Annotated in this window: 28 protein-coding genes and 1 pseudogene; 6 read left to right on the top strand and 23 right to left on the bottom strand. The window is 37.0% G+C overall.

Going from position 1 to position 22,709, the window contains the following annotated elements:
• From V7097_RS22755 to V7097_RS22730, 6 genes and pseudogenes are all read right to left on the bottom strand, one after another.
• Positions 1-715, bottom strand: a pseudogene (locus V7097_RS22755) (DNA translocase FtsK); the annotation flags it as partial.
• 84 nt (positions 716-799) lie between these two features.
• Complete coding sequence (locus V7097_RS22750) at positions 800-1,597, bottom strand: DUF1444 domain-containing protein (protein ID WP_335705917.1); 798 nt, start codon at positions 1,595-1,597, stop codon at positions 800-802.
• A 53-nt stretch (positions 1,598-1,650) separates the two neighbouring features.
• The gene (locus V7097_RS22745; protein ID WP_335705912.1) at positions 1,651-1,965 is read right to left on the bottom strand and encodes a thioredoxin family protein; all 315 of its coding nucleotides are present in this window, start codon (positions 1,963-1,965) and stop codon (positions 1,651-1,653) included.
• Between the two features lie 97 nt (positions 1,966-2,062).
• Positions 2,063-2,560: a hypothetical protein gene (locus V7097_RS22740; protein WP_335705911.1), complete on the bottom strand. Its 498-nt coding sequence runs from the start codon at positions 2,558-2,560 to the stop codon at positions 2,063-2,065.
• A gap of 273 nt (positions 2,561-2,833) precedes the next feature.
• A complete protein-coding gene (locus V7097_RS22735; RefSeq protein WP_335705910.1) occupies positions 2,834-3,349 on the bottom strand; it encodes a DUF84 family protein in 516 nt (171 codons plus the stop codon).
• A 66-nt stretch (positions 3,350-3,415) separates the two neighbouring features.
• Positions 3,416-4,495 (bottom strand): M42 family metallopeptidase, encoded by a 1,080-nt coding sequence (locus tag V7097_RS22730; protein ID WP_438824271.1) that lies wholly within the window; start codon positions 4,493-4,495, stop codon positions 3,416-3,418.
• Between the two features lie 160 nt (positions 4,496-4,655).
• On the opposite strand from V7097_RS22730, the gene V7097_RS22725 reads away from it, so the two are divergent.
• Entirely contained in the window at positions 4,656-4,964 is a 309-nt protein-coding gene (locus V7097_RS22725; RefSeq protein ID WP_335705908.1) for a PepSY domain-containing protein, read from the top strand.
• Between the two features lie 42 nt (positions 4,965-5,006).
• Here V7097_RS22725 and V7097_RS22720 read toward each other — a convergent pair whose 3' ends face one another.
• Positions 5,007-5,852 carry a YtnP family quorum-quenching lactonase gene (locus V7097_RS22720; RefSeq protein ID WP_335705907.1) on the bottom strand — a complete coding sequence of 282 codons (846 nt, stop codon included), beginning with the start codon at positions 5,850-5,852 and terminating at the stop codon, positions 5,007-5,009.
• 105 nt (positions 5,853-5,957) lie between these two features.
• Positions 5,958-6,602 carry a tRNA (guanosine(46)-N7)-methyltransferase TrmB gene (gene trmB / locus V7097_RS22715; RefSeq protein ID WP_335705906.1) on the bottom strand — a complete coding sequence of 215 codons (645 nt, stop codon included), beginning with the start codon at positions 6,600-6,602 and terminating at the stop codon, positions 5,958-5,960.
• 192 nt (positions 6,603-6,794) lie between these two features.
• On the opposite strand from trmB, the gene V7097_RS22710 reads away from it, so the two are divergent.
• Positions 6,795-7,073, top strand: coding sequence for a YtzH-like family protein (locus tag V7097_RS22710; RefSeq protein ID WP_335705905.1), 279 nt, complete (start codon positions 6,795-6,797; stop codon positions 7,071-7,073).
• Here the strand turns inward: V7097_RS22710 and V7097_RS22705 are convergent.
• The 10 genes from V7097_RS22705 to V7097_RS22660 form a co-directional block, all read right to left on the bottom strand.
• Positions 7,068-7,856: a phosphotransferase family protein gene (locus tag V7097_RS22705; RefSeq protein ID WP_335705904.1), complete on the bottom strand. Its 789-nt coding sequence runs from the start codon at positions 7,854-7,856 to the stop codon at positions 7,068-7,070. The two genes, V7097_RS22710 and V7097_RS22705, sit on opposite strands and share 6 nt — an antisense overlap.
• A gap of 176 nt (positions 7,857-8,032) precedes the next feature.
• Positions 8,033-8,968, bottom strand: coding sequence for a diacylglycerol/lipid kinase family protein (locus tag V7097_RS22700; RefSeq protein ID WP_335705903.1), 936 nt, complete (start codon positions 8,966-8,968; stop codon positions 8,033-8,035).
• Between the two features lie 90 nt (positions 8,969-9,058).
• Entirely contained in the window at positions 9,059-9,802 is a 744-nt protein-coding gene (locus tag V7097_RS22695) for an NERD domain-containing protein (protein ID WP_335705902.1), read from the bottom strand.
• A gap of 15 nt (positions 9,803-9,817) precedes the next feature.
• Entirely contained in the window at positions 9,818-10,504 is a 687-nt protein-coding gene (locus V7097_RS22690) for an LrgB family protein (RefSeq protein ID WP_335705901.1), read from the bottom strand.
• Positions 10,501-10,890, bottom strand: coding sequence for a CidA/LrgA family holin-like protein (locus tag V7097_RS22685; protein ID WP_335705900.1), 390 nt, complete (start codon positions 10,888-10,890; stop codon positions 10,501-10,503). The genes V7097_RS22690 and V7097_RS22685 overlap by 4 nt, the downstream gene beginning before the upstream one ends.
• Positions 10,891-10,905: 15 nt before the next feature.
• Entirely contained in the window at positions 10,906-11,475 is a 570-nt protein-coding gene (gene thpR, locus V7097_RS22680) for an RNA 2',3'-cyclic phosphodiesterase (RefSeq protein ID WP_335705899.1), read from the bottom strand.
• Between the two features lie 88 nt (positions 11,476-11,563).
• Positions 11,564-12,523 (bottom strand): NERD domain-containing protein, encoded by a 960-nt coding sequence (locus tag V7097_RS22675; RefSeq protein ID WP_335705898.1) that lies wholly within the window; start codon positions 12,521-12,523, stop codon positions 11,564-11,566.
• 225 nt (positions 12,524-12,748) lie between these two features.
• Complete coding sequence (pepV, locus tag V7097_RS22670) at positions 12,749-14,158, bottom strand: dipeptidase PepV (protein ID WP_335705897.1); 1,410 nt, start codon at positions 14,156-14,158, stop codon at positions 12,749-12,751.
• A 244-nt stretch (positions 14,159-14,402) separates the two neighbouring features.
• On the bottom strand, positions 14,403-15,563 hold the full coding sequence (locus V7097_RS22665) for an ABC transporter permease (RefSeq protein ID WP_335705896.1): 1,161 nt from the start codon (positions 15,561-15,563) through the stop codon (positions 14,403-14,405).
• Positions 15,556-16,278 carry an ABC transporter ATP-binding protein gene (locus V7097_RS22660; RefSeq protein ID WP_335705895.1) on the bottom strand — a complete coding sequence of 241 codons (723 nt, stop codon included), beginning with the start codon at positions 16,276-16,278 and terminating at the stop codon, positions 15,556-15,558. The genes V7097_RS22665 and V7097_RS22660 overlap by 8 nt, the downstream gene beginning before the upstream one ends.
• Before the next feature lie 354 nt (positions 16,279-16,632).
• Between V7097_RS22660 and V7097_RS22655 the strand changes: the two genes are divergently transcribed.
• Positions 16,633-16,851 (top strand): DeoR family transcriptional regulator, encoded by a 219-nt coding sequence (locus tag V7097_RS22655; protein WP_335705894.1) that lies wholly within the window; start codon positions 16,633-16,635, stop codon positions 16,849-16,851.
• 128 nt (positions 16,852-16,979) lie between these two features.
• Here the strand turns inward: V7097_RS22655 and V7097_RS22650 are convergent, their stop codons facing one another.
• The gene (locus V7097_RS22650) at positions 16,980-17,699 is read right to left on the bottom strand and encodes a pseudouridine synthase (RefSeq protein WP_335705893.1); all 720 of its coding nucleotides are present in this window, start codon (positions 17,697-17,699) and stop codon (positions 16,980-16,982) included.
• A gap of 126 nt (positions 17,700-17,825) precedes the next feature.
• Between V7097_RS22650 and V7097_RS22645 the strand changes: the two genes are divergently transcribed.
• Positions 17,826-18,050, top strand: coding sequence for a hypothetical protein (locus tag V7097_RS22645; RefSeq protein WP_335705892.1), 225 nt, complete (start codon positions 17,826-17,828; stop codon positions 18,048-18,050).
• Between the two features lie 81 nt (positions 18,051-18,131).
• Here V7097_RS22645 and V7097_RS22640 read toward each other — a convergent pair whose 3' ends face one another.
• The gene (locus tag V7097_RS22640) at positions 18,132-19,760 is read right to left on the bottom strand and encodes a putative polysaccharide biosynthesis protein (RefSeq protein WP_335705891.1); all 1,629 of its coding nucleotides are present in this window, start codon (positions 19,758-19,760) and stop codon (positions 18,132-18,134) included.
• 217 nt (positions 19,761-19,977) lie between these two features.
• Between V7097_RS22640 and V7097_RS22635 the strand changes: the two genes are divergently transcribed.
• Together V7097_RS22635 and V7097_RS22630 are read left to right on the top strand one after the other, a co-directional pair.
• On the top strand, positions 19,978-20,370 hold the full coding sequence (locus V7097_RS22635) for a thiol-disulfide oxidoreductase DCC family protein (RefSeq protein WP_335705890.1): 393 nt from the start codon (positions 19,978-19,980) through the stop codon (positions 20,368-20,370).
• Positions 20,371-20,385: 15 nt separating this feature from the next.
• Entirely contained in the window at positions 20,386-21,660 is a 1,275-nt protein-coding gene (locus V7097_RS22630) for an NAD(P)/FAD-dependent oxidoreductase (RefSeq protein ID WP_335705889.1), read from the top strand.
• A gap of 31 nt (positions 21,661-21,691) precedes the next feature.
• On the opposite strand, the gene V7097_RS22625 is transcribed toward V7097_RS22630, so the two are convergent.
• Genes V7097_RS22625 through V7097_RS22615 form a run of 3 tightly spaced genes read right to left on the bottom strand, consistent with a single transcriptional unit; the run spans position 21,692 to position 22,491 of the window.
• Positions 21,692-21,877 (bottom strand): sporulation protein Cse60, encoded by a 186-nt coding sequence (locus tag V7097_RS22625; RefSeq protein WP_335705888.1) that lies wholly within the window; start codon positions 21,875-21,877, stop codon positions 21,692-21,694.
• A 48-nt stretch (positions 21,878-21,925) separates the two neighbouring features.
• Positions 21,926-22,279 (bottom strand): LPXTG cell wall anchor domain-containing protein, encoded by a 354-nt coding sequence (locus tag V7097_RS22620; protein ID WP_335705887.1) that lies wholly within the window; start codon positions 22,277-22,279, stop codon positions 21,926-21,928.
• Positions 22,222-22,491 (bottom strand): hypothetical protein, encoded by a 270-nt coding sequence (locus V7097_RS22615; RefSeq protein ID WP_335705886.1) that lies wholly within the window; start codon positions 22,489-22,491, stop codon positions 22,222-22,224. The genes V7097_RS22620 and V7097_RS22615 overlap by 58 nt, the downstream gene beginning before the upstream one ends.
• Between the last annotated feature and the right edge of the window lie 218 nt (positions 22,492-22,709).

Here is a 22,709-nt window from a genome sequence, read left to right as displayed (position 1 = left end):
ATACTTGGGAAGGTGCCTCCTCTATTGAAGCTTCCTCACTTATAGGTTCTTGGGAAGGTACCTCTATTTCTATTGGCGGCACTTCCTCACTTATAGACACTTGGGAAAGTGCCTCAATTGGCGCTTCCTCACTTATAGGTTCTTGGACAGATGTTTCCTTAGAAACGACAACTTCCTTAACTAATTCTTCTTCTCTGATCAGCTGATTTGCAAAGCTAGCAACTTTTTGCTGTTTTTCTTCGTCGGAAACAAACAATAGATCCGGTTCAGTTTGCTCAGTTCGTAGAATTGTAGGGGCAACCTCTTCTTGTGCTTCTTTCCATGCCCTAGCAATTGAGTCTGTATCCGTGATAGGTGTTGAAGGTAGTTCAAACTCTATAGATTCATGAGGCTTCGGCTTACTAAGACCATATACTGGGGAAGGCGTTTCAGTTAGGCGAAAGGGTTGTTTCTCTTGTAAACTAACAACGGGCTTAAGATTTGAACTCTTTTTAGGTTGTGATGTTCTTTTATGCTGAGTTCTTACTGTTGGAACCTTTTCTGTTTTTCTGATTTCTTGATCTGGAATGATTGGAAATCGAAATTTCCCCTTTGGGTATTCGTATGTAACTCTCGCCTCAATATGTTTATTTTGTCGGATTTGAGTCGTTTTACTATCAATTGGATCATCCTCGTCCGTCTTTAAAAAATGTAGTAATCTTTTTATCCAATTCACAACTATCACTCTTCCATTTTGATTCTATTCCTTATTGTAACAAAAAAGCCGCTAGTTTTCCTAGCGACTTTTGGTGTAGTCTATTTATTTTCTTGGTCGATTTTTCCCGAGGATAAAAATCGGCTCAAGCTTACCGTCTTCATAAAGAAACGATAGAGCCGTAATAGGTACACGTCCACTTGCAAAAAAGCTCATTGTCATTTGTGCAAGAATATCATATCCTGTTTCATTTTGCACATCAACTATAATCAGAACATCCTGGTGTGGCACAGCTACTGCCATCGTTCCTTTTATTTGCTGGCTCATTTTTTGTAAATAGGCATCATTCAAAATACGGCTAGCATCATACCCATCATTTTTATTGATAAAATAAAAGGTATTCCCTGCAACCTCATCCGTTTTATATGAAACATCCAGTGAACGAAGATTGAACCTTGCGATTTCACGAATCCGTTCAAACTTCCAATTCTCTTTTTCAAGCAACTTCTGATCAATCAGACGGTATGTTGTTCCTAAATCAAGTGCATAATAGATTCTTGTTTCTGCGGTATGGTCATCATATACTAAGTCTACCCCATCATTTGATTGAGTTGGGAATGAGGTTGAACGAATAACAGGATAAATATTTTTTTCTTTACCTTCCAGCTCAAGCTCACTATTCATAACCATTAACGATTCTTCAATATAATAAATGACCTCATCAAGACTTGCTGGGCCTTCTTCCTGATATTTCGCAATAATCCCTGGAAGTGTCACTGTCATTCCTTTTTTTGTTTCTTTGTCCTCAATACGTAATGTGTCTTTTTTGGGGTCGAAGGAAAAGTGCCAGTTGTGCTTTGCAAGTTTCTCTTGAATGATTTTCTTTAATTTTTTCGAGTCCATTTTCCTATTATTTTTTGAGTCCATAGAATCAATCTCCTCTCTTTTCTATGTTCTTAAGAGAGCTCATTAATGAACTGTTCAATTTCTTCCTTCGTTTTACGGTCTTTACTTACAAATCGACCAGTTTCTTTTCCATTTTCATATGCCACAAAGCTAGGGATACCAAAAACATTTAAAGTCGCACATAAATCGATAAATTCATCACGGTCAACATAGTAAAATGTAAAGTCAGGGAATGTATTTTCAATTTCAGGTAAGAATGGGTCGATAAAACGGCAATCTGGACACCAATCTGCCGAAAACATTAGTATGTTTTTTCCGTTTTGGATAATCTCTTGATATTGATCTATATTTTCAAATTTCTTCATGTTCATAACCTCCAAAATCCATATGCACCTATTATCGTATATTCTCTTTCTAAAAACAAATAAAAGCCCCTACCAATTAGCGGGGCTATAATTAAAGTTAGTATTGAACGGATGAAACAATTTCCATCATTTCTGAAGCACTTTCTGACATCTCGCTTACCTTCACTTCTGTCGTCATTTTTACTCCACCAATGCCAACTGTGACAAAGTAAAGCTTGTCCTTGTTTTCAAATGCTTTAACATATCCATAACGCTCTTTGTCTGTAAAGGATTGGTCAACTACAAACTCCTTTGCAGCGATTTCCTTATACAGAACATCACTGGTCCGTTCTTCAATTGGATTTATAAATAAAATAAAGGCTTGATCTCCTTTTTGAAGGATTACATTATATTCATCCTTGTTTTCTATCTTCATAGTAGACGGTAGATAAAAGGATACTTCTCCATTTTCACTATTTGTTTTTTCAGGTTGGGCTTTAAATGCCGTTTCAACAGATGTAACCGTTTCCTTCGATTCATCTTCAACTGATGCGCAACCTGACAAAAGTCCTACTATCAATAGCAAGGCTAAAAAAAGGACCTTCCCCAGTTTCATTTACTCTCACCCCTTAATCAAATGCGCCATGGCGTATTTGCGCCCGATTTTTATCGAGCATGCTCGAAAAATTTCCTTTAAAAAATCGTGGCATCCGCCGGAGGCTTTAACTTTTTCAGAAGAAGTGGCCGACTTCTGCTGAATATAGTTAAAAAGGAAGATTTGCTTATATTTCTCTATTTTCTATAATAAACATATTAAATTCTATGTTGCAAGACTAATTTTATAATTTTAATCAATATGTAATAAGTACCATTTTAAATTATTTAATTATTAGGCATTTTTCTTGTATGTAAATTGACCGACTAGGAGTTTTACAACATGAGTAAACATGTCTTTTCTGTTAACATAGTGATTCGTGAAGATGCCGATAGCACCTTCAGCCTTTCGAATGTCTTTTTGCTTTGTGAATTCCTCCATAACGTCTCCGAGCTCGATGCCTTTTTTTAATTCTCGAGCGATTTCATCTGGGAGGAGAATTCTTGCTCCACCTGCAATAATCGGTTCATTATTCTTGTCAAAGATCGCACCCCAATTACATAAAAACAAACCAAATTTAGATTCAACGACGCCACCCTCTAGACCAACCCCAAGGTCAGCACCTTCTATTTCAAGAGCAGTTTTAGCACGATTAATTGCACCTTGAATTGTTTCCTCATCAGAAAAAGGTTGATCAGATACACCTGAGGAAACAGATGTAGGTAAAAAGTCTGCTTCAACACCATCAAATCCCCTCATGATTGCATCTACTTTCGCAGGATTTTTTGTACCAATTGCAACTTGTAACAACTAAAACACCTCATTTCCAAAATGAATGCTCGGCAAATGCCGAGCATGTTAATTGTTTAATTAGTTTTACCCATTTTGGCGAATGGAATCTACTGTTGTACGGTCAGATGACTTTACAAGAGTAACGAGTAATTCTTTTGCAGCTGCATAATCGTCAACATGAATAATCGAAGCATGTGTATGAATATAACGAGAACAAATACCAATTACTGCTGATGGAACCCCTTCATTTGAAAGATGAACTTGACCCGCATCTGTTCCACCTTGAGAAACAAAGTATTGATACTTAATGTTATTTGATTCAGCAGTATCCAGCACGAATTCACGCATACCACGATGCGTAATCATGGAACGGTCAAAAATTCGAAGTAAAGCACCTTGTCCAAGTTTACCAAATGCATTTTTATCTCCTGACATATCGTTGGCTGGACTTGCATCAAGTGCAAAGAAAATATCCGGTTTTATCATGGTCGCTGAAGTTCGTGCTCCTCTTAGACCAACCTCCTCTTGTACAGTTGCTCCAGAATATAGCGTATTCGGTAGCTGGATGCCCTGTAATTCCTTTAACAGTTCAATAGAGAGACCACAGCCATAACGGTTATCCCATGCCTTTGCTAAAACTTTCTTTTCATTTGCCATTGGTGTAAATGGACAAATCGGTACAACCTGTTGACCAGGCTTAATACCAATACGAATTGCATCTTCACGATCATCAGCACCAATATCAATTAACATATTTTTTATATCCATTGGTTTATTACGTTGGCTCTCTTCTAATAGATGTGGCGGGATTGAGCCGATTACCCCGATTACAGGGCCATTATCTGTAATAATTTGTACTCGTTGTGCAAGAAGCACTTGGCTCCACCAGCCGCCTAGTGTTTGGAAGCGAAGCATTCCATTATCTGTGATTGAAGTGATCATGAATCCAACTTCGTCCATGTGGCCAGCGACCATGACTGTTGGACCATTAGCATCACCGCGACGTACTCCAAAAATACTACCTAATCCATCTTGTACAACCTCATCTGAGTATTTTTCAAGTTGTGTGCGCATAAACTTTCTTACCTGGTGTTCATTTCCTGAAGCTCCAGGAAGCTCAGTTAACGTTTTAAAAAGCTCTAGTGTATCCTGTTTCAATGTCATTCTCCTTCCAGATTAAAAACGTGTCGTTTTTTGTTAGATTCTATTTATGTACATTATTTAGTATATCGAAATTGTTTTTTTGTTACCATAGCGAACATAGCGAATTTTAAAAAATCAGTTATACTTGTAGTATGAATTAAGTTCGGTTAGGAGGGATAATATGAGCTGGAATAAGTTTTTATTTGGCTTTGGTGTCGGTTTTGCAAGTGCTCTTCTTTTAAAAGAAGCATTAAGTGACTCAACGATCCCCGGTGACAGAGCCTTAAAAATGGCAAAAGAAGCTTTCAAAAAAAATGGCCCCATTGATGGGTCCTGGATTCAAATGAATCCCGAAGACTACTCAAAGTCAGGAATTCAGTATCAAGTGTACAAAGGTGGCATTTCCCGTAAAATAAATCAAGAAAGCCACCAATATGAATTCGTTATGGATGCAAAAACAGGTTCTATTTTAGAGGTAAATCCTTTATAAAGTACTTGAGCTTATAAGACACGACAATCTTATAAGCTTTTTTTATTCACGAACTCTTTTCAAGGAATCAATTATTTCTCCTGCTTGATTCCATTTTATTGCTCGATAATAAGCATCATGATAAAAAACATACCACGCTTGTTTTTCGAGTCCTTCACCCATCCATCTTTGTTTTTGTTCAATTGATTTCATTGGATAATCATCATACGCCATTACCCATAACACATTTTGATGTGCATGAGTTGGCATAATATCAGCCATATGAATCGCCCGTTCATCTTTGCTTTCAAATAATATGATGGAATGACCAGCACTATGCCCACCTGTATGTACCATCGTAATTCCTTCTGCAACATCAAGCCTATCACTGAAGGTCTTTACTTGATGTTCAATTGCTTCCCAATTTTCCTTCCAGTATGTCGCTTTTGAACGGATATTTGGATTTCGCATTTCTTCCCATTCTACATTAGAAGCATAAATAACAGCGTTTTCAAAGGTAGGGACCAATTTATCATGCTCCCATTTTGTAAGACCACAAGCATGATCAAAGTGAAGATGAGTCATTAAGACTATATCAATATCGCTCGTTGCAAGTCCTAGTTCTGCCAATGATTGATCAATTGAAGACTCCTCAAGAACGCCGAAATTTCGTTTTAGTTTATCTGTTAGCTTCCCATTTCCAATTCCGGATTCAATTAAAATATTTTTTGTGCCTGCTTTAACAAGGATTGGATCCGTTCGAAGCTCTATTTGATTTTTTTCATTTTGTGGATATTTTCTTGACCATAATGGTTTAGGAACAACACCAAACATAGCTCCACCATCTAAATTTGTTACTCCGCCATTAAGCCAAGTAAGTGTAATATCACCAATTGTAAGCTGCTCCATTCTTTCCCCGCCCCTCTCGTTTATGATGCATTCATTTTATCATTATTAAGAAAATTATAAAATAACAAAACCCATAAACCTAATGGTTCATGGGATACGTTTCGGTTATTTATTTTGATATCGAACTTCAGAGCGATAAATAGGATGCCCCATCTCAGAAAACTTTTCTTCATACTCCGTCATGATATTTCCTTCAAAGTCAGATTTATGCAAATCAAGACTTACAAATGTTAAAAGGAGACCATATTCAGAAAAACTTCGAAGCGAAAATTCAAATAACCCTCGATTATCTGTTTTAAAATGGATTTCTCCCTCATCAACTAGAATGTCCTCATACATGCTTAGAAATGTTTTGTACGTTAATCGACGTTTATCATGTCGCGTCTTTGGCCAAGGATCACTAAAATTAAGATAAACTCGTTCGATTTCACCTTTGTCAAAAAAGTCCCTTAAGTTTACTGCATTTTGATTTAATAACTTGATATTTGGAATTTCTGCCTCAATCACACGATCTAAAGCCGAGACGATAACACTTTCATATAATTCTATCCCAATATAGTTGATATCAGGATGAGCTTTTGCCATTTCTGTAACAAATCTTCCTTTTCCAGTACCTACTTCTATATGAATCGGATTATCATTTCCAAAAATTTGCTTCCAGTTCCCTTTTTGATCGATTGGGTTTTCGATTACGTATTGTGGGTATGACGCTAATTTTTCCTTCGCCCACGGTTTATTGCGTAAACGCATGATTGCCACCTCATTTAAATTGTATCGCACAAAAGGATAACATGTCCTTACCATTCGTGCAAGGCTCTATTTTAATTATAATTCCCAAAAAAGAAAACCCACCAATGGTGAGTTTCCGGTTTTACATCGTATAAAAAAGAGCGTTTCATGGAAATGTAGTATATAGACAATATCAAAAAGGAAGTGTTTTAAATGCCTCTAGATCATACACATCAAATGGATATATTAAAGGATATATTATCCAACCATCAAATGGATTGCTGTGGGACAGTTTCTGAATGTGAGCAGTTAGGGAGATTAATTCAATCTCTCATTGCAAATCCGAATATTGACCAGAGTGTAAAACAAGTTTTAACCGATGTCTATTATTATAGTCAACAAGGTCAATATACCCAGCATCTCGATAATCATATTGAATCGCATCAAAATCAAATTAGTCAGTGGATATCTGATATTGACCAATACTCATAACAATTTCTCTAAATATTGCAGCCAATGAAGAACTTCTTTGTCCTTATTTTTCAGATGATACAAACCTAAGAGATTTAGTGATTGTGCAACCACATACCATTTCATACGGAGATGTAAATGATCCGTTAACTCCATTCCATAAAGACTGATCCATTTTGGCCAGTCTTCTTTTTTTATATACCAATGTAAAAGCATACCAATATCAGCAGCAGGATCCGCAATCATTGCTCCATCCCAATCAATTAAGTAGAGCTCATCATCATCTGACAATAACCAATTATTATGATTGACATCTGAATGGCAAACGACATTATGGTCTGTTTTGACATTATCTTGTTCTTTCTCTAAGAACTTGATTGCTTTGTTCACAATATCAATTTTTAGTAAATCAGGATGTAATTTCTGTACAACATCTTGCAAAACATCCTTAGCTTCTATAGGCTTCTTTCCTATACGTCTAAGCATTTCTAAAAGTTCATTCGACTGGTGAATTTTTTTAAGCAAACCTGCGACATTTTCACCATTCATGTCAACTGGCTTAAGTTCTCTACCACTTAGCCATTGTTGTGCAGTCACAACATCACCATTTTCTAGGCGTTTCGTCCAAATTAGCTTTGGGACAATACCTTCTGCGGAAAGGACAGCTAGAAATGGGGATGAATTTCTTTTTAGAAATATTTTTTTATCATTTAATTGGGCAAAATACGCGTCCCCCGTTGCACCACCCGCTGGGGAGAATTCCCACTCGTTGCCTAATACGTATGTAAGCCAGTTTATCTCCAATATAAACACAACATTTCCTAATAAATGTAAAATAAAAAAAGACAGCTATTGATGATCTATATAACAATAGCTATCTTACTAAATTTTAGCGTTCAATTACAATTAAATCAAGAAAAAGTAACATTTTGAATCTAAAAAATAGGTAAAACAACTCTGGTAAGCGATACTAATTAGGCTTATTTAACCAAAAAGGGAAGTTTTCGATGTTGGACTTCCACCTGTACAGGAATTTGTCCGATTAATTCACCATCTGCATGTACTAGCATTTTCTCATCAGATTCAACCTTTATATTTACTCCCCTATGTTGTGCAATTTCTTTAAACTTTGTATGGGCCCCAAAAAACACAGTTACAAACACGAATAAGAGCTTTAATCTTGAAAGATTATGAACGACTGTAACATCAAAGATACCATCCATTGTGTTAGCTTTTGGGGAAATTTTCATACCCCCACCATAAAAGGGTTGATTAGATACTGTTACAAACCAAACATTGTCATATTGATAGTATTTTCCATCTATGTTTAACGAAACACTCGTAAGGTGATAGGAAAAAAGGAGACGAATAAGGGCGCCAACATAGGCTAATGATCCTAGATGAACTTTATTTAAATACTTTTTCATTTTCGATTCATTCGTTAGCTTTGAAACCGCTGCATCAAAGCCTGTACCTAAGCTACTCACAAAATAGGAGCTGTTCGATTTTCCTTGGACCCTACATTTTCCGATATCAAACCATTTTCCCTTATTTGACTTGTTTCGAAGGATAAAGGAAAGTGCGTCTAGTGGTGACTTTGGAACTTTAAATCCTCTTGAAAAATCATTTCCCGACCCAGCTGGGATATATCCCACTTTTATTTCGGGGTAATGCACCATCCCATTAACAACCTCATTAATCGTTCCATCCCCACCAACAGCAATAACAGCCTCGACTTTGTCCTCAAACATGGATCCGATTTGTCGTGCCAATTCCTGTGCGTGATTTGGGTGTTTTGTGAAGAATGAGCGGTAATAGACTTTTTTTCGTTCAAGCTCATGCTTTAGCTTTTTCCAAACCTTTAATCCTTTACCATTTCCGGCCTTTTGATTAACAATAAAAATTAATAGTTTCATAGTTTATCCTCTAGACAATTCGACATTCATGCTTTAATAGTATTTTATATTTATAAAGAAGGCAATATGAAAAAAGGATGCTAATGCATCCTAATCCATTCTACGAACACAGACTGTCTGACAATATTGCAGTAAAGCATTGCCTGCTTTTAACTGCATATGTTTTAATGGAGAACTCATATTTCTTAAAGAAGTAAACCACTCTTCATAATTTCGCTTTTCCACTAATTCTACATCATAAGGTACAAGCGGAAAATCAAAGTAACCTGTTCGATTCAATATCACTTTTCGAATCGGTAACTCGATCCCATATAGTGAATAAATCGTGCGGACAATCCCATCCATGCGATCAAGTTCAATCATCGGTGATAACACTTTTTTATCATGGCGCCCGCTTTTTTCTGTCCAAAACCGTTCATGTGAACCAAGAAACACACTGTTTTCTTCACCTTCAAGGATGGTGATTAGCCAGGTTGTTGTGGGGCTAATGATAATGATTTCCACTTCAACAGGTGCTTTTTTCAATTTGAATATAGGTCTATATAGGACTAGATAAGTGTCTGGAAATCGTTGAAGAAAATATTTTAATTCCGGATCCCTGTAAAATTCCTTGTCGACAAACGATTTTTCACGAACTGTAGAGCTTGCCCACTTCATCTGAAATTCAAAAATATGATCAAGAAATTGTTGCTTCAGTTCATCGACCGACCCTGATTCTTTTGCTTTCGTCTTTACCCATTGTTGTTTTTTTAGGCGGATATACTGTCCGGGATACCGAAACATATCAACCTCATATCGAGAAACATAATCTTGCAGTTTTATTAATTGTCCCAACTTTATTACACCTCATCATATTAAAAAAGAAACCAATACCGGCAATATTACCGACGTATAAACAGCGCTCAAGATCATCGCAATCGAGCTTATTGCTCCTTCATTTGTTCCTATTTCTAGCGCTCTTGCCGTACCAATTCCATGTGATGCTGTCCCGAACCCTAAACCAACACCAACAAAGTGATCGACCTTTACCATTTTTAAGAGTAATGGACCAAACACGGCACCTGAAATTCCGGCAATCATGACGTATACAGCTGCAAGCGCAGGAACCCCCCCTGTTACACTAGCTATATCCATCGCAACCGGAGTCGTAACTGATTTTGGAGCGATTGAAAGCATGATTTCAGGGTCTATTGCTAATACTTTTGAAAAATAAAGCCCTGTTGCAATTCCAGCCGTTGAACCTACAAAGACACCTATTATTATAGGCATGAAAAATTCTTTTAGAGATTTGCGATTTTGATATAAAGGATAGGCTAATGCTACAACGGCAGGACCAAGTAGCTCATCAATCCATTTTCCACCCAACATATATGTTTCATATGGAATGGAGAAAATGAGTAAGAAGATAAGGATTATCAATGTAGTTGTTGCAATTGGCACAAGTAACGGGTGAGTGATTCGTTTATACAGCCTCGTCATCAATAGGAAAATAACAATCGTACAAATGATTGAAGCAATTGTAAAAACAATATTCATGCCCCGTAGCCCTCCTCAATATTCTTGCTTTGCTTTTTCCTGGTCGCAATTTTTTCACCAACTACACTTGAGATAAGCATTACAAGAAATGTACTCAATAATACAATGGCTACAGTTATAATTCCCTTCCCATTAAAAAAGGATAGGTAATCCATAATCCCAACGGTTGCCGGTACAAAGAGAAGTGCTAAATAGGTGAGCAAAAATTGTGCCCCATCTCCTAACCATTTATCTTTGATAATTTTTGTATGCAACAATAAAAACAACAAAATCATCCCAATAATACTTCCTGGTATGGATGTGTGCAAAAGCCCTTGTATCAAGGTTCCCACCCAATAGATCAGATATAAAAGGGCGATTTGAATACAAATCTTAACATATCTCATCGATTATTCCCCTTTTTAACTCAATGAAAAAATAGATAACGGCTGATACTTTGGCGATCGGTTCATATGGGTTTGATATAACACGAAATGTTCCGCTTTAATGATTGCTTTGTCTTCCTTGGGTTGCACGATATCCTTTAATAGTGTTGGCAAAAATGGAGTTTCCGATTTCCATTTTCTCGCCATTGTTATATGCGGAGTAAATGGCCGCTTATCAAGGGAAAAACCCAAGTCAGTACACGCTTCATATACATCTTTTTGCAGTGCACGTAATGACTCGCTTTCCTCTACTCCCGCCCAGAAGATACGTGGAGAGGCTGATTTTCCAAAGATGCCTAAACCATTTAATTGAAGTGTAAATTTTTCGTGTTGCTTCGCAATTTCGGGCATTTGCATTTTTATCGCAGTTAGTTGTTTAAACGATGCCTGCCCTCCCAAAAAAGCAAGCGTAATATGTAAATCCTCTGGATGAACCCAAGACTTAAACGGCAACCGTGGTTCAAGCATTTCTCGCCATTTGAACAACAACTCTTTTGTCTCGGCTGGAAGTGCAAGTGCAAGAAAATAATGGGTTTGATGCTCCATTTGAAAGCCCCTTTTAATGTCATTTGTTATTCAATTATTTTAGCAAACTTTGCTGGAAAGGGAAACTTAGGGTGAGGGATTAGATTTACTAGAAGAAATATACGCGGTGGCGTAGAGTGCCAGTGTGTTTTAAATTTAGGGATAGAAAAATATTTCTTGCTGCGGTTGGAGATGAAAGGTTTAAGAAGTCCCTTAGTTGACTGTTTGTAATGGAATTGCCGATGATTAATTGATAATCAATTAGTGATTGTAGATAAGACTTATTTGAGGAATAATGACAGGATTTACAATGCCATAGCCTTTCAGTTCTATACATGGGAAGTTTGCCACATTTCGGACAAACTACTCCCTTAATTAAATCCTTTTGATCTACCCTAAATTGTTTAAGAATATCTTCATCAAATGGAGTGTGTTTTTTCAAAAGTGACTTTGATAATCTTTGAAGTTGTTTTTTCTCATAAAATTCTTTTCTATGTCTCTTTTCAAATAGATCTGTTCTTGTAAGAAAACTGGAGCTTTTTATTACCTTATGAATTTGTTTGTGATCATTGCTTGCGGATATAATTGACGATGTATTTGTAAAAACGACTAAAGTTTCAATTGGGATTGGAGGAAATTTTAAATATTGTAACATTCGTCTAATTTGCATCTGGTGTCTATTGATTTGCGCGATTGGACAGGAGTATGCCTTCTTTTTATCGTCAATGGTTTGAATAAGTTGCTCAAACTTCCCTTCAAAATAAAGTTCACCGCGATAATTCTTCGCATCAATGATTAAAATATAAGTTGGACTAATTAGAAGAATGTCAATTTCAAAGTAATGTTCCCCGGAGATATCTGGAAGGCGTAAATTATGAAGAGTTAAATAGTCTTTTTCCTTTAAAAAGCTCAAATAATACTTTAAGGATTGCTCGCCTCGGTATCCAGACATTCGTTTTCCGTATTCTTCCCGAATTGCTGCATATTTTGGATGGGATTCATCTAATCTTCTTAGAAGCGCCTCCAATTTTCGTAATCTAAGTGGCATTTCAAGTTCTTTTTTGGTCATATTGCCGACTCCTTTTTTATTTCTAACTCTTTTTTCTACAAATTTGGTTAAAATCCTGCAAATTTCATAAGACATTTTTTATAAAAACGATACTTAAAAATTTCTATCGGTTTTATTTGGGTCCTATCGATTTTATTTTCGTTCTATCGATTTTATTTTGATTCTATCGATTTTAGCAACATTCCACACAAAAGCCCGCCATCCTTGGCGGGCCACTAACTAATTTTATTTCGCTAATTCATATATTGCTTGAGCGTAGATGGCAGTAGCTTTTAGTAAGTCATCTACTAAAATAAATTCATCCTTTTGGTGGGCAACATCAGGTCGTCCTGGGAACAATGGTCCAAAGGCAACGCCTGCTTCTAAGGACCTTGCATATGTACCTCCACCAATTGAAACTAAAGTAGCTTCTTCACCTGTCTGTTCTTCATATACTTTTTGAAGGGTTTGAATCAACGGATGATTATTATCCACATGGTGAGGTGCAGAATTGCTGTAATTCATAAGCTCAAAACCAATTTCCTCGCACACTTCTTCAAGTTTCTTTTTCGTAACAGCCATATCATTTGTTACTGGATAACGTAGGTTTAAACCAAGTCTTCCACCTTCTGCAGCAGAATAAGAAAGCTTTCCAACATTGATGGTTAAGTCACCTGTGATCTCGTCGCTATAAGCAACACCTAAGCTTCTTCCCCTTGAATCCCCCACAAAGTACTCATTTACAATGCTTAAATAATTATTTGCTTTTTCATCTAATGAATACCCTTGTAAAAATGAGGCCAAATATAGACCGGCATTTTTCCCATGGTCTGGCTCCATTCCGTGTGCTGATACGCCTTCTAACTGAAAAATTACAGTATCCTCATCACAAATGCCTCGCCCCATTAACGAGTTCTTGTCTAAAAACTCTTGAAATGCATTGACCATTTCAAGTAAATTGCCTGTGCCTTCAAGCTTAGCCTCGGCAAAATCCGGAACCATGTTGTAGCGACGTCCTGAACTGAATGACTCTAAATGAAGCTCAGCATTAGCAGAAAGGTCCGATTTTTGAACTAAATCAAAATCTGCAATTCCTTTTTCAGCATAAATGATAGGAAAATCTGCATCAGGCGCAAAGCCCATCGTCGGCATTTCCTCGTGTTTGAAATAATGGTCCACACAACGCCAATCACTTTCTTCATCTGTTCCAATAATCATTCGAACGCGCTTTGATAGTGGGAGATTTAATTCCTTTATAATTTTCATCGCGTAATACGCTGCCATTGTAGGTCCTTTATCGTCTAAAGAGCCTCTTGCAATTATTTTTCCATCATGAATTTCCGCACCATATGGATCACTGGACCAGCCATCTCCTTCTGGAACCACATCAATGTGACATAATATCCCGATTAATTCTTCTCCAGTGCCCATTTCGAGATGGCCTGCATATCCATCTAGATTTTTAGAGGTAAAGCCATCCTCACTGCCTTTGTCCAATAAATAATGAAGTGCCTCATCAATTCCTGCTCCAAACGGCGCAGTCGGGGTTCCATTTTCTTCATCAAGAACACTTTTTATTCTTAAGAACTCCTGAGTATCTTTTATTAGTTGATCTTTACGTTTCTCTACTTCTTCTAACCAGTTAATATGTTCCATCTGAATCCCTCCTTACAGTATGATCAGTAAATCAAATACGCCAAGGCGTATTTGTGCCCGATTTTTTTAGGCCCACACGATGTGGGTCACAGAGACGTTGCCACAGGATGTGGCGTTCTTAGTCTTTGATCTTAAGCTCGAAAAATTTCCTTTGAAAAATCGTGGCATCCGCCGGAGGCTTTAATTTTATTCAGCCAAGGGGGACCCCATATAATTGTATACTTTTAATGCATTCACTCCACCATTATAGAAGTAACGGACTTAAGGTGAATAAAATTAATACTAAGCCCACTATTGATATTACAGGAAGCGAAATGAAATTCACAATATAGTTTTCCGTCTGAAGACGAATAATATCATCCTTTCTTACGTTGACGATAAAATGATTGGACAATATTCGATTACTTACAAGCTTTACCCACATTCTTAGAATGATAATAAAGCCAAAAAAGATTAAACATTTAATCCAAATGGGAGGAATGATAAGCAAGGCTGCCGTTGTGATACTTGTGATTTGTAAACCTTGAAACAGATTGGATTTGTTCCGAAAAAATACTTTTACACATAATTCTTGCAAGCTCTTCCTACGATTGCGATTTTTAAAAATTCGTTTTGAGTTTCGATAAAAAAGCGGACTCCGTTTCTTCTGATTTGGCACTTTTTCCACATATTCTGAAAGGAGAAAAATTGAATTTACATACATAAGCTTTGCTTGTTTCTCAGTATCAACATCGGAAGAAAATGTTGTAAGCCTGTTGATCCTTCTAGAGGAGTTCAATAAAAATAAAAGCCATTGAAATAGACTGAGGATAAGTAAAAATATAACAGACGTATCTAGGGACCAATTTACAAGTAAGACCGAGTAAGCCCCAATTGCAATGAAAAGCAAAATCGTGTAAAAGCCCTTTTTCCATGTTGAAACAATAGCATCTAAGTACTGTTTCCACCCAAGTATGAGTGCCTTTAAGCTGATAAAATAAATGGCTAATACAGAAATTTCAATTAAGGATAGTTTGTAATGTTTTAATAAAAATGGTGACAAAGCAGCAACTAAAAATAGTATTCCTAAACTATATCCAAGCACATATAGATTTCTTGTCCATTTTTTCAAAGTAATCACAAGATGGCGTTTTTGTATTAGAAATAATTGGTCTGCCTCCTCCAAGAATGTCCGAATACGACCGTGCCAGCAGAAAAAATAAACCAAGCTAAATAAAAATAAAAGTGGGACACCGCTTACCCAACTCGGAATTTCAGACCACCATGTATAATAATGATAGCCTCCAATCGCAATAGCAGGAATGAATAAATATAGAAAAATCGTCCAGTCTACAACACTTCTAAATACTCCCCACTGATACGCTATTTCCTTACGAAATCGAGTTATAAACAGATTGTTATTCATAGGAGGACTCACCTTGCACGATTTGGTTAAAAAAACGGAGGAGCGAGCCTTCATGTAGATTAGCTTTTGTGCGGATGTCATCAAGATTTCCCTGAGCTTTTAGTCTACCTCCTGCTACCAATAAGAAACGATCACATACTCTTTCTGCAGTATCTAGGACATGTGTACTCATCAAGATTCCTGCTCCGCGCTGTTTCTCCAATTCGATAAGCGTTAAAAAATCCTGCATCGCCATCGGGTCTAATCCAACAAATGGTTCATCAATAATATAAATATCAGGTTTTATGAGAAAAGCAGTTATGAGCATTACCTTCTGCTGCATTCCTTTAGAAAATGTACTTGGTAGCTTATGAATCACTTTTTCCATATGGAAGAGCCCAACCAATTTCATCGCCCTTTCATTAAAGTGAGCGTCTTCAATCTCCATCACCCCTGCCGCCAAGTCGAGGTGTTCCCATAAAGTCAATTCATCGTAAAAAATCGGTCTTTCCGGGATATACGCATATGTATGGTTATTAATAAAATCAATTTTTCCATTGGTATTTTCTAATAATCCAAGAATCGTTTTTATTGTTGTACTTTTCCCGGCACCATTTGGCCCAATAAGCCCAACAATTTCACCACGTTTAATCAAAAAAGAAAGATCTTCTACAATCTTACTGTTTTCTTCATATCCAGAATTCTGAATCGAGACTTCCAATAATGTCTGTTCCATAAACAACCCCTCCACCAATACATACGAAAATCACCCCAAAAAAGTTCCCTCACTTTAGACAAGCTTTACCAAACTGTAATTAAAATGTAAAAAACAGAATAGTAGAAATAATATATGATAATAATAGATACAAAAGAAGATTTTTGACAATTTATGTAGAAATAGTCATACTATTCAGATACAACTATATATATATAGCAAACGCACCTGCAAAGAAATGAGGTGATAAGGGACATATATATACGATTGTTCACCTAATACAATGAAAACCTATTGCAAAACGCTATTTTTGGATATTAATTTGGTAAGACTGAGGCATGTTGATCATGTACAAAAATGATAAGGAGTGGTTTTTTGAAGCCTTCAACAAACCGTATGTTAACTCGTATCAAATCAGTCTACATGTTTATTAACGAAAATGGGACTGTAACAACACAGGAACTTGTGGACGAATTTGGAACTACATCACGAACCATTCAGCGTGATTTGAATGTGTTAGCATATAATGATCTGGTTCGCAGCCCTAGCCGAGGAAAATGGACCATCACAAAGAAGAAAGTCAAAATATCGTAGCAGCGAACATAAGGGGCGCATGGAGAAGGTAGCAAATAACTTCACAATTAGAAGGCCTTTACATACAGATACAAATGTAGAAACTAGATTCTAATGAAAAAGGGGCTGTCACACAAAGACAGCCCTTGTTAATTTTTCGTATACGTTTTTAATAACATAACCTCTTCGTCAGTGAGCTCACGATATTCACCAAGGTCAAGCGTTTCATCTAGTGGCAATGGCCCCATTTTAATTCTTTTCAAATAAACGACACGTTTTCCTACTGCTTCAAACATTCGTTTTACTTGGTGGAATTTTCCTTCCTCGATGATGACTTCAATCTCAGAACGTAAGCCACTACTTATGATTGTAAGAACAGCTGGCATTGTTTCATATCCATCATCAAGGGTAACTCCGTTTCGAAAAGCTTCCACATCCTCAACCGTTACCTCACCGTCTATGATAGCCAAATACGTTTTCGGAACATGTTTTTTGGGAGAAAGCAATTGATGTGCAAGCTGCCCATCATTCGTTAGAAGTAATAGCCCTTCCGTATCCTTGTCCAAACGCCCCACCGGAAAAGGCTTGTAGACCGTATCTTCCATTTCTAACAGATCTAAGACTGTATCATGAAGATAATCCTCTGTTGCGGAAATAACTCCTTGAGGTTTATTCAACATTAAATAGATGAATTCCTTGTATTCAATCACTTCTCCATGAACGGTGACCGTATCTGATTCAACTTTAATATGCTTACTAGAATCTTTGACCGGAACGCCATTTATTTGAACTGCTCCTGATTTTAATAAGCCTTTAACCTCTTTTCGACTTCCAAAGCCTCGATTGGCAAGTAATTTATCAATTCGCAATGCAATTACCTCCTTTACCTGTACAAATACCCATCTTTATAAGAATAGGCGTTTTATTCATTGCACAAACGCCCTATATACATACACTGTTACTGTAATTTTAAAAAGAAAAAGGAGCGATTACACATGTATTATTATGATTATCGTCAACAACCTTTCCAACCCGGATTCCCTGGAGGCCCCGGATTCCCTGGAGGCCCCGGATTCCCTGGAGGTGGCGTTGGAAACATTAACCGTCGTCTCGATCAACTCGAACGTCAAATCCTAAGATTAGATAACCAAGTTGATCGTTTAGATCGTCGTGTTGATCGAATTGAACGCCGCTTAGGATTGCGTGATTTCCAAGAATAACACCTTGGGAACCTTCTAACCCCGGGATTAACCGAACCTCACACACATACTTGAATGTAAGATTTGAAAAAAGGCTGTCAATTACTGCACAGCCTTTTTCCCATTTCTTGATAAAAATGCAAATCGATTGCCAATTAGGACCTCTAATAGGCGTGAACGATATGCTAAATATAGGTACGTAACAGCACCAACAGCAATTCCTATTATTAATACAAAGATTGACTGTACTCTGCCATTCTCGTAACCGACAATAAATGATAATAACCATTCAATCAATAAAATCGCCAATGCCATCAATGTCGCAAAAATAGCCATTAACAGCGATCTTCTTGCAAACAATGAATAACTATATCCTGCATGTCTAGAAATCATCCAGAAGCAATAAGAAATGGCTACTGTGTATCCTAAAGCAGTAGCAAGAACCGAACCAATCTCCCCAAACCATGTTATAAACAGACTATTGAAACTGATTTTGAGAATGAGTCCCATAAACAAACTCACTACCGCAAATTTTTGCTTATTAATTCCTTGTAAGATAGCTGCTGCAATCGAATAAAACGAAAATAGAATCGCTACAGGCGCATACCATCTTAATATTCGGCCACCTGCCTCACTCATTTCAAATAGCGCATTGAAGGTCGGGTACGCTAATACAGATAAACCAACAACTGCCGGTAAAACCAACAGGACACAAATTTGAAATGTCTTATCAATTTGACTTCTAAGTAGCTTAAAATCTCCTGATGTAAATGAATTTGTAATAGTTGGAACAAGGGTCAAACTAAATGCCGTTGCTAAGGATACAGGAATCATGACTAATTTTGGAACCATAAATGTTACATATGAAAATAATCCCTCCGATACATCTTTGTCAAAACCGTTTTCGATCATTGTCCTGTTAAAGGTTAATTGGTCAACGTATTGATATAGAGGAATCGAAAGTCCAACAAGGACAAACGGTCCTGCATAGGAGAAAAGCTCCTTGAACATTTCCTTTGTTGTCATATCCGTTTGTGGTCTACTTTTTGCGAGCATTTCATTTAAATATGGTTTCCGTTTAAACCAATACCACAGGAGTACCGCAAGTCCTCCAAGTGCCCCGACAAACGCACCAAATGTGGCTAAACCAACTGCGAATACCCTTTCACCATCCATCACCTTCATCACAATAAAGGTTGCAGACAGGACGAATAAAATACGAACAATTTGTTCTATAACCTGTGAGACAGCCGTTGGTCCCATTGATTGATGTCCTTGGAAAAAGCCTCGTTGAATACTCATAATCGGTACTACAAGTAAGGCAAAACTCACCATTCGAATGACATATGTAACATCTTCAATCGTATTCTTTGCATCTTCTCCACCTAGAACAATCGGCGCAAGAATCGGTGCAAGTAAGTTAAGGATTGTAAAGCCTAATATACCGGTAAGTCCCATTACGATCAGTCCGGATTTATACATCCTTATTCCGGTATGATAATCGCCAAGGGAATTATATTTCGAAACAAATTTTGAAACAGCAGCTGGAATTCCCGCTGTTGATATAAATAAGAAAATTGTATATTGTGCATACCCATAAGAATAAAGGGCAGAACCAATATCTCCAACTAAATAAACAAATGGAAAAACATAAATCATTCCAAGTACTCGAGAAATATATGTAGCAAGGGTTAAGACAAACGTCCCACGCAATAATTTTGAATCTGACATATAAAATCCCCAATCTTTAGTTTTGAAGACTAACTAATCAAGTTTATCATATTTATAATATTTAATAACCTAAAATTATTTGTCTGTTTCATGACATATTGGCTTCTTTAGCTATGTAATGTATAGTTTAGACTTGTTAGTTTTGAATTTCAACGTTATTCTATACTCCGTTCCCATGATATGATGTAAATAAGAAACAATAGGAGTGTGGAAAGCCATGAATCATATTATATTGTTTGATGGCGTTTGTAATTTTTGCAATAGCAGTGTGCAATTTATTCTGAAAAGAGATTCGAAACAACTTTACCATTTTGCGTCGCTTCAAAGTGATGCTGGAAAAGCATTATTGAAAAAACATGGTATTCCTGAAGATACTAATAGTTTCGTATTAATTGAAGGTGATCGTTTTTTTACAAAATCAAGTGCGGCGCTTAGGGTCTGTCGTAATCTAAAAGGTCTCTACCGCTTTCTTTATATATTTAGATTTATTCCAGCACCAATTAGGGATATATTTTATCATGTAATTGCCAATAATCGTTATAAATGGTTTGGGAAACAGGAAAGCTGTATGCTTCCTCCACCTGATGTTCGTAAACGGTTCTTAGATTAAAAAGGAGTGTTCGATTTGCAGTATGATGTAATTGTAATTGGAGGAGGGCCTTCAGGCTTAATGGCTGCGATAGCCGCTGCTGAGCAAGGGGCGAAGGTTCTTCTTTTAGATAAAGGGGATAAGCTTGGAAGAAAGCTTGCGATTTCAGGTGGAGGACGCTGTAATGTCACAAACCGGCTTCCAATCGATGAAATCATTAAGCATATTCCAGGGAATGGCCGCTTTTTATATAGTGCTTTTTCTGTTTTTAATAATGTAGATATTATTACTTTCTTTGAAAAATTAGGGATTCAACTTAAAGAAGAGGACCACGGGAGAATGTTTCCAACCACTAATAAAGCCCAATCAGTGGTCGATGCATTGTTAACTAGACTCAAATCTTTAGATGTGCATATCAAAACAAACACACCGGTTGCTAAGCTTGAATACAAAGATGGACATGTCGCTGGTGTTCATTTGAAAAACGGCGAATACTTTGGGGCTAGCTGTATCGTAGTCGCTGTCGGCGGTAAATCCGTGCCACAAACGGGATCGACCGGAGACGGATATGCTTGGGCAGAAGCTGCTGGTCATACGATCACAGATCTATTTCCAACTGAAGTTCCAGTTACATCTGATGAAGATTTTATTAAAAACAAAACCTTACAAGGTCTAGCACTACGTGACGTTGCTGTTAGTGTGTTAAATCCAAAGGGAAAAACAGTGATCACCCATCAAATGGACATGCTGTTCACTCATTTTGGTATTTCGGGACCTGCGGTTTTACGCTGTAGCCAATTTGTTGTAAAAACGATGAAGAAATTTAAGGTTGACCGTGTAGTTATGAGTATTGATGCACTTCCATCAATGAACGAGGAACAAATCTTTCAACAGATTTTAAAACTAGCAAAAGAAGATCCAAAGAAAGCTCTTAAAAATATAGTAAAAGGGTTTTTACCAGAAAGGTATCTCCTATTTTTATTAGAGAAAAATGAAATCGACCCTCAGGTTACCTATGCAAATTTGTCTCATGATAGCATTCGTGCCTTTGCTAAGGATTGCAAACAATTTCAGTTCACAGTCAACGGGACACTATCGATTGAAAAAGCATTTGTAACAGGTGGTGGTGTTTCAATAAAGGAAATTCACCCAAAAGAAATGGAATCAAAGTTCATGAAGGGGCTCTTTTTCTGCGGAGAAGTTCTTGATATTCACGGATATACTGGCGGCTATAACATCACCTCAGCCCTTGTGACAGGTAGATTAGCCGGAGAAAACGCAGGAAAGCAATCCAATACCATACGTAACTAATATAGAGCCTAACCCAACAAACATTTGTGGGTTAGGCTCTATATATGATCATCGCTGAAAAACAAAAAATTTGTTCATCCTCTTGGTCACAGGAAACCCCAACTTGGAATTTAACCTCTACAATATCATGTTCATCCACATTCTCAAAGAATCTATTCATCTTATGCTCTAAATCCTCTTCATGCTCTTCATCAAACACCTTAACTTTTAACGCCATAAACTCCACCTCCAATACTAGTATTGACAGAGTTTTAGATTGTTAAGCTTATAATCTAGGTTTTTTTCTTCTTTTCCAGATAATGAATCCGACAATTAATAAGATCACGATTATAGAGACATACAAAACAGGATTGGATTCTCCCAGTTCATCTCGCAAGTCCACTTTTTCAGTTGGTTCTTTCCCCTTGCCGAGTATTGTTAAATCCTCACCTGCTGCAGATAATAATGCCGTTCTTTCACAATATCCCGTTTCTAATTGATTTTTATCCCCGTAAGCATATACAATGTATTCCTTATTTAATTCAAATTCATAACCACAGCTTGCACCTGATCTTGCAGTGCTTACGATGACCTGTGAAGTATTGGCTCCCTTCCAGCTTTCGTTAACTTCAAATAACATTTAATTGGATCACCACTTGATTGGCTGTAGGAAAATTTATTTTCATCAACAAGATCAATCACCTTTCCGGAAAAAACGGCTGTTTTTCTATTTAACTCATCTTCTACTGATTGAGGTTGAGCACAATCACATGCTAATGCCTGACGAGGGATAATGCCCATAGAAATCAGAAAAAGTAACAATAGGACAAGTATCCCTTTTATATATTTCAAATCGTCGCCCCCCTTTTTATGTATAGTCGAAAATAGAAACGAAAGGTTGCACCAAAGTTCAGAACACCTTCTGGTATTTTTATTATTTGAGCCATAACTTCGGGAATTTACGCTAGGACTTTTTCCTTTTTTATACAATAGTCATTACTTATCTGGCATTTATGCTAGGACCTTTTCCTTTTTTATACAATAGTCATTGTTTATCTGGCATTTATGCT

The sequence above is a fragment of the Bacillus sp. JJ1562 genome (genome assembly GCF_036962705.1).
Classification (GTDB): Bacteria; Bacillota; Bacilli; order Bacillales; family Bacillaceae_L; genus Ferdinandcohnia.
This window is presented reverse-complemented; position numbering and strand designations above follow the sequence as displayed.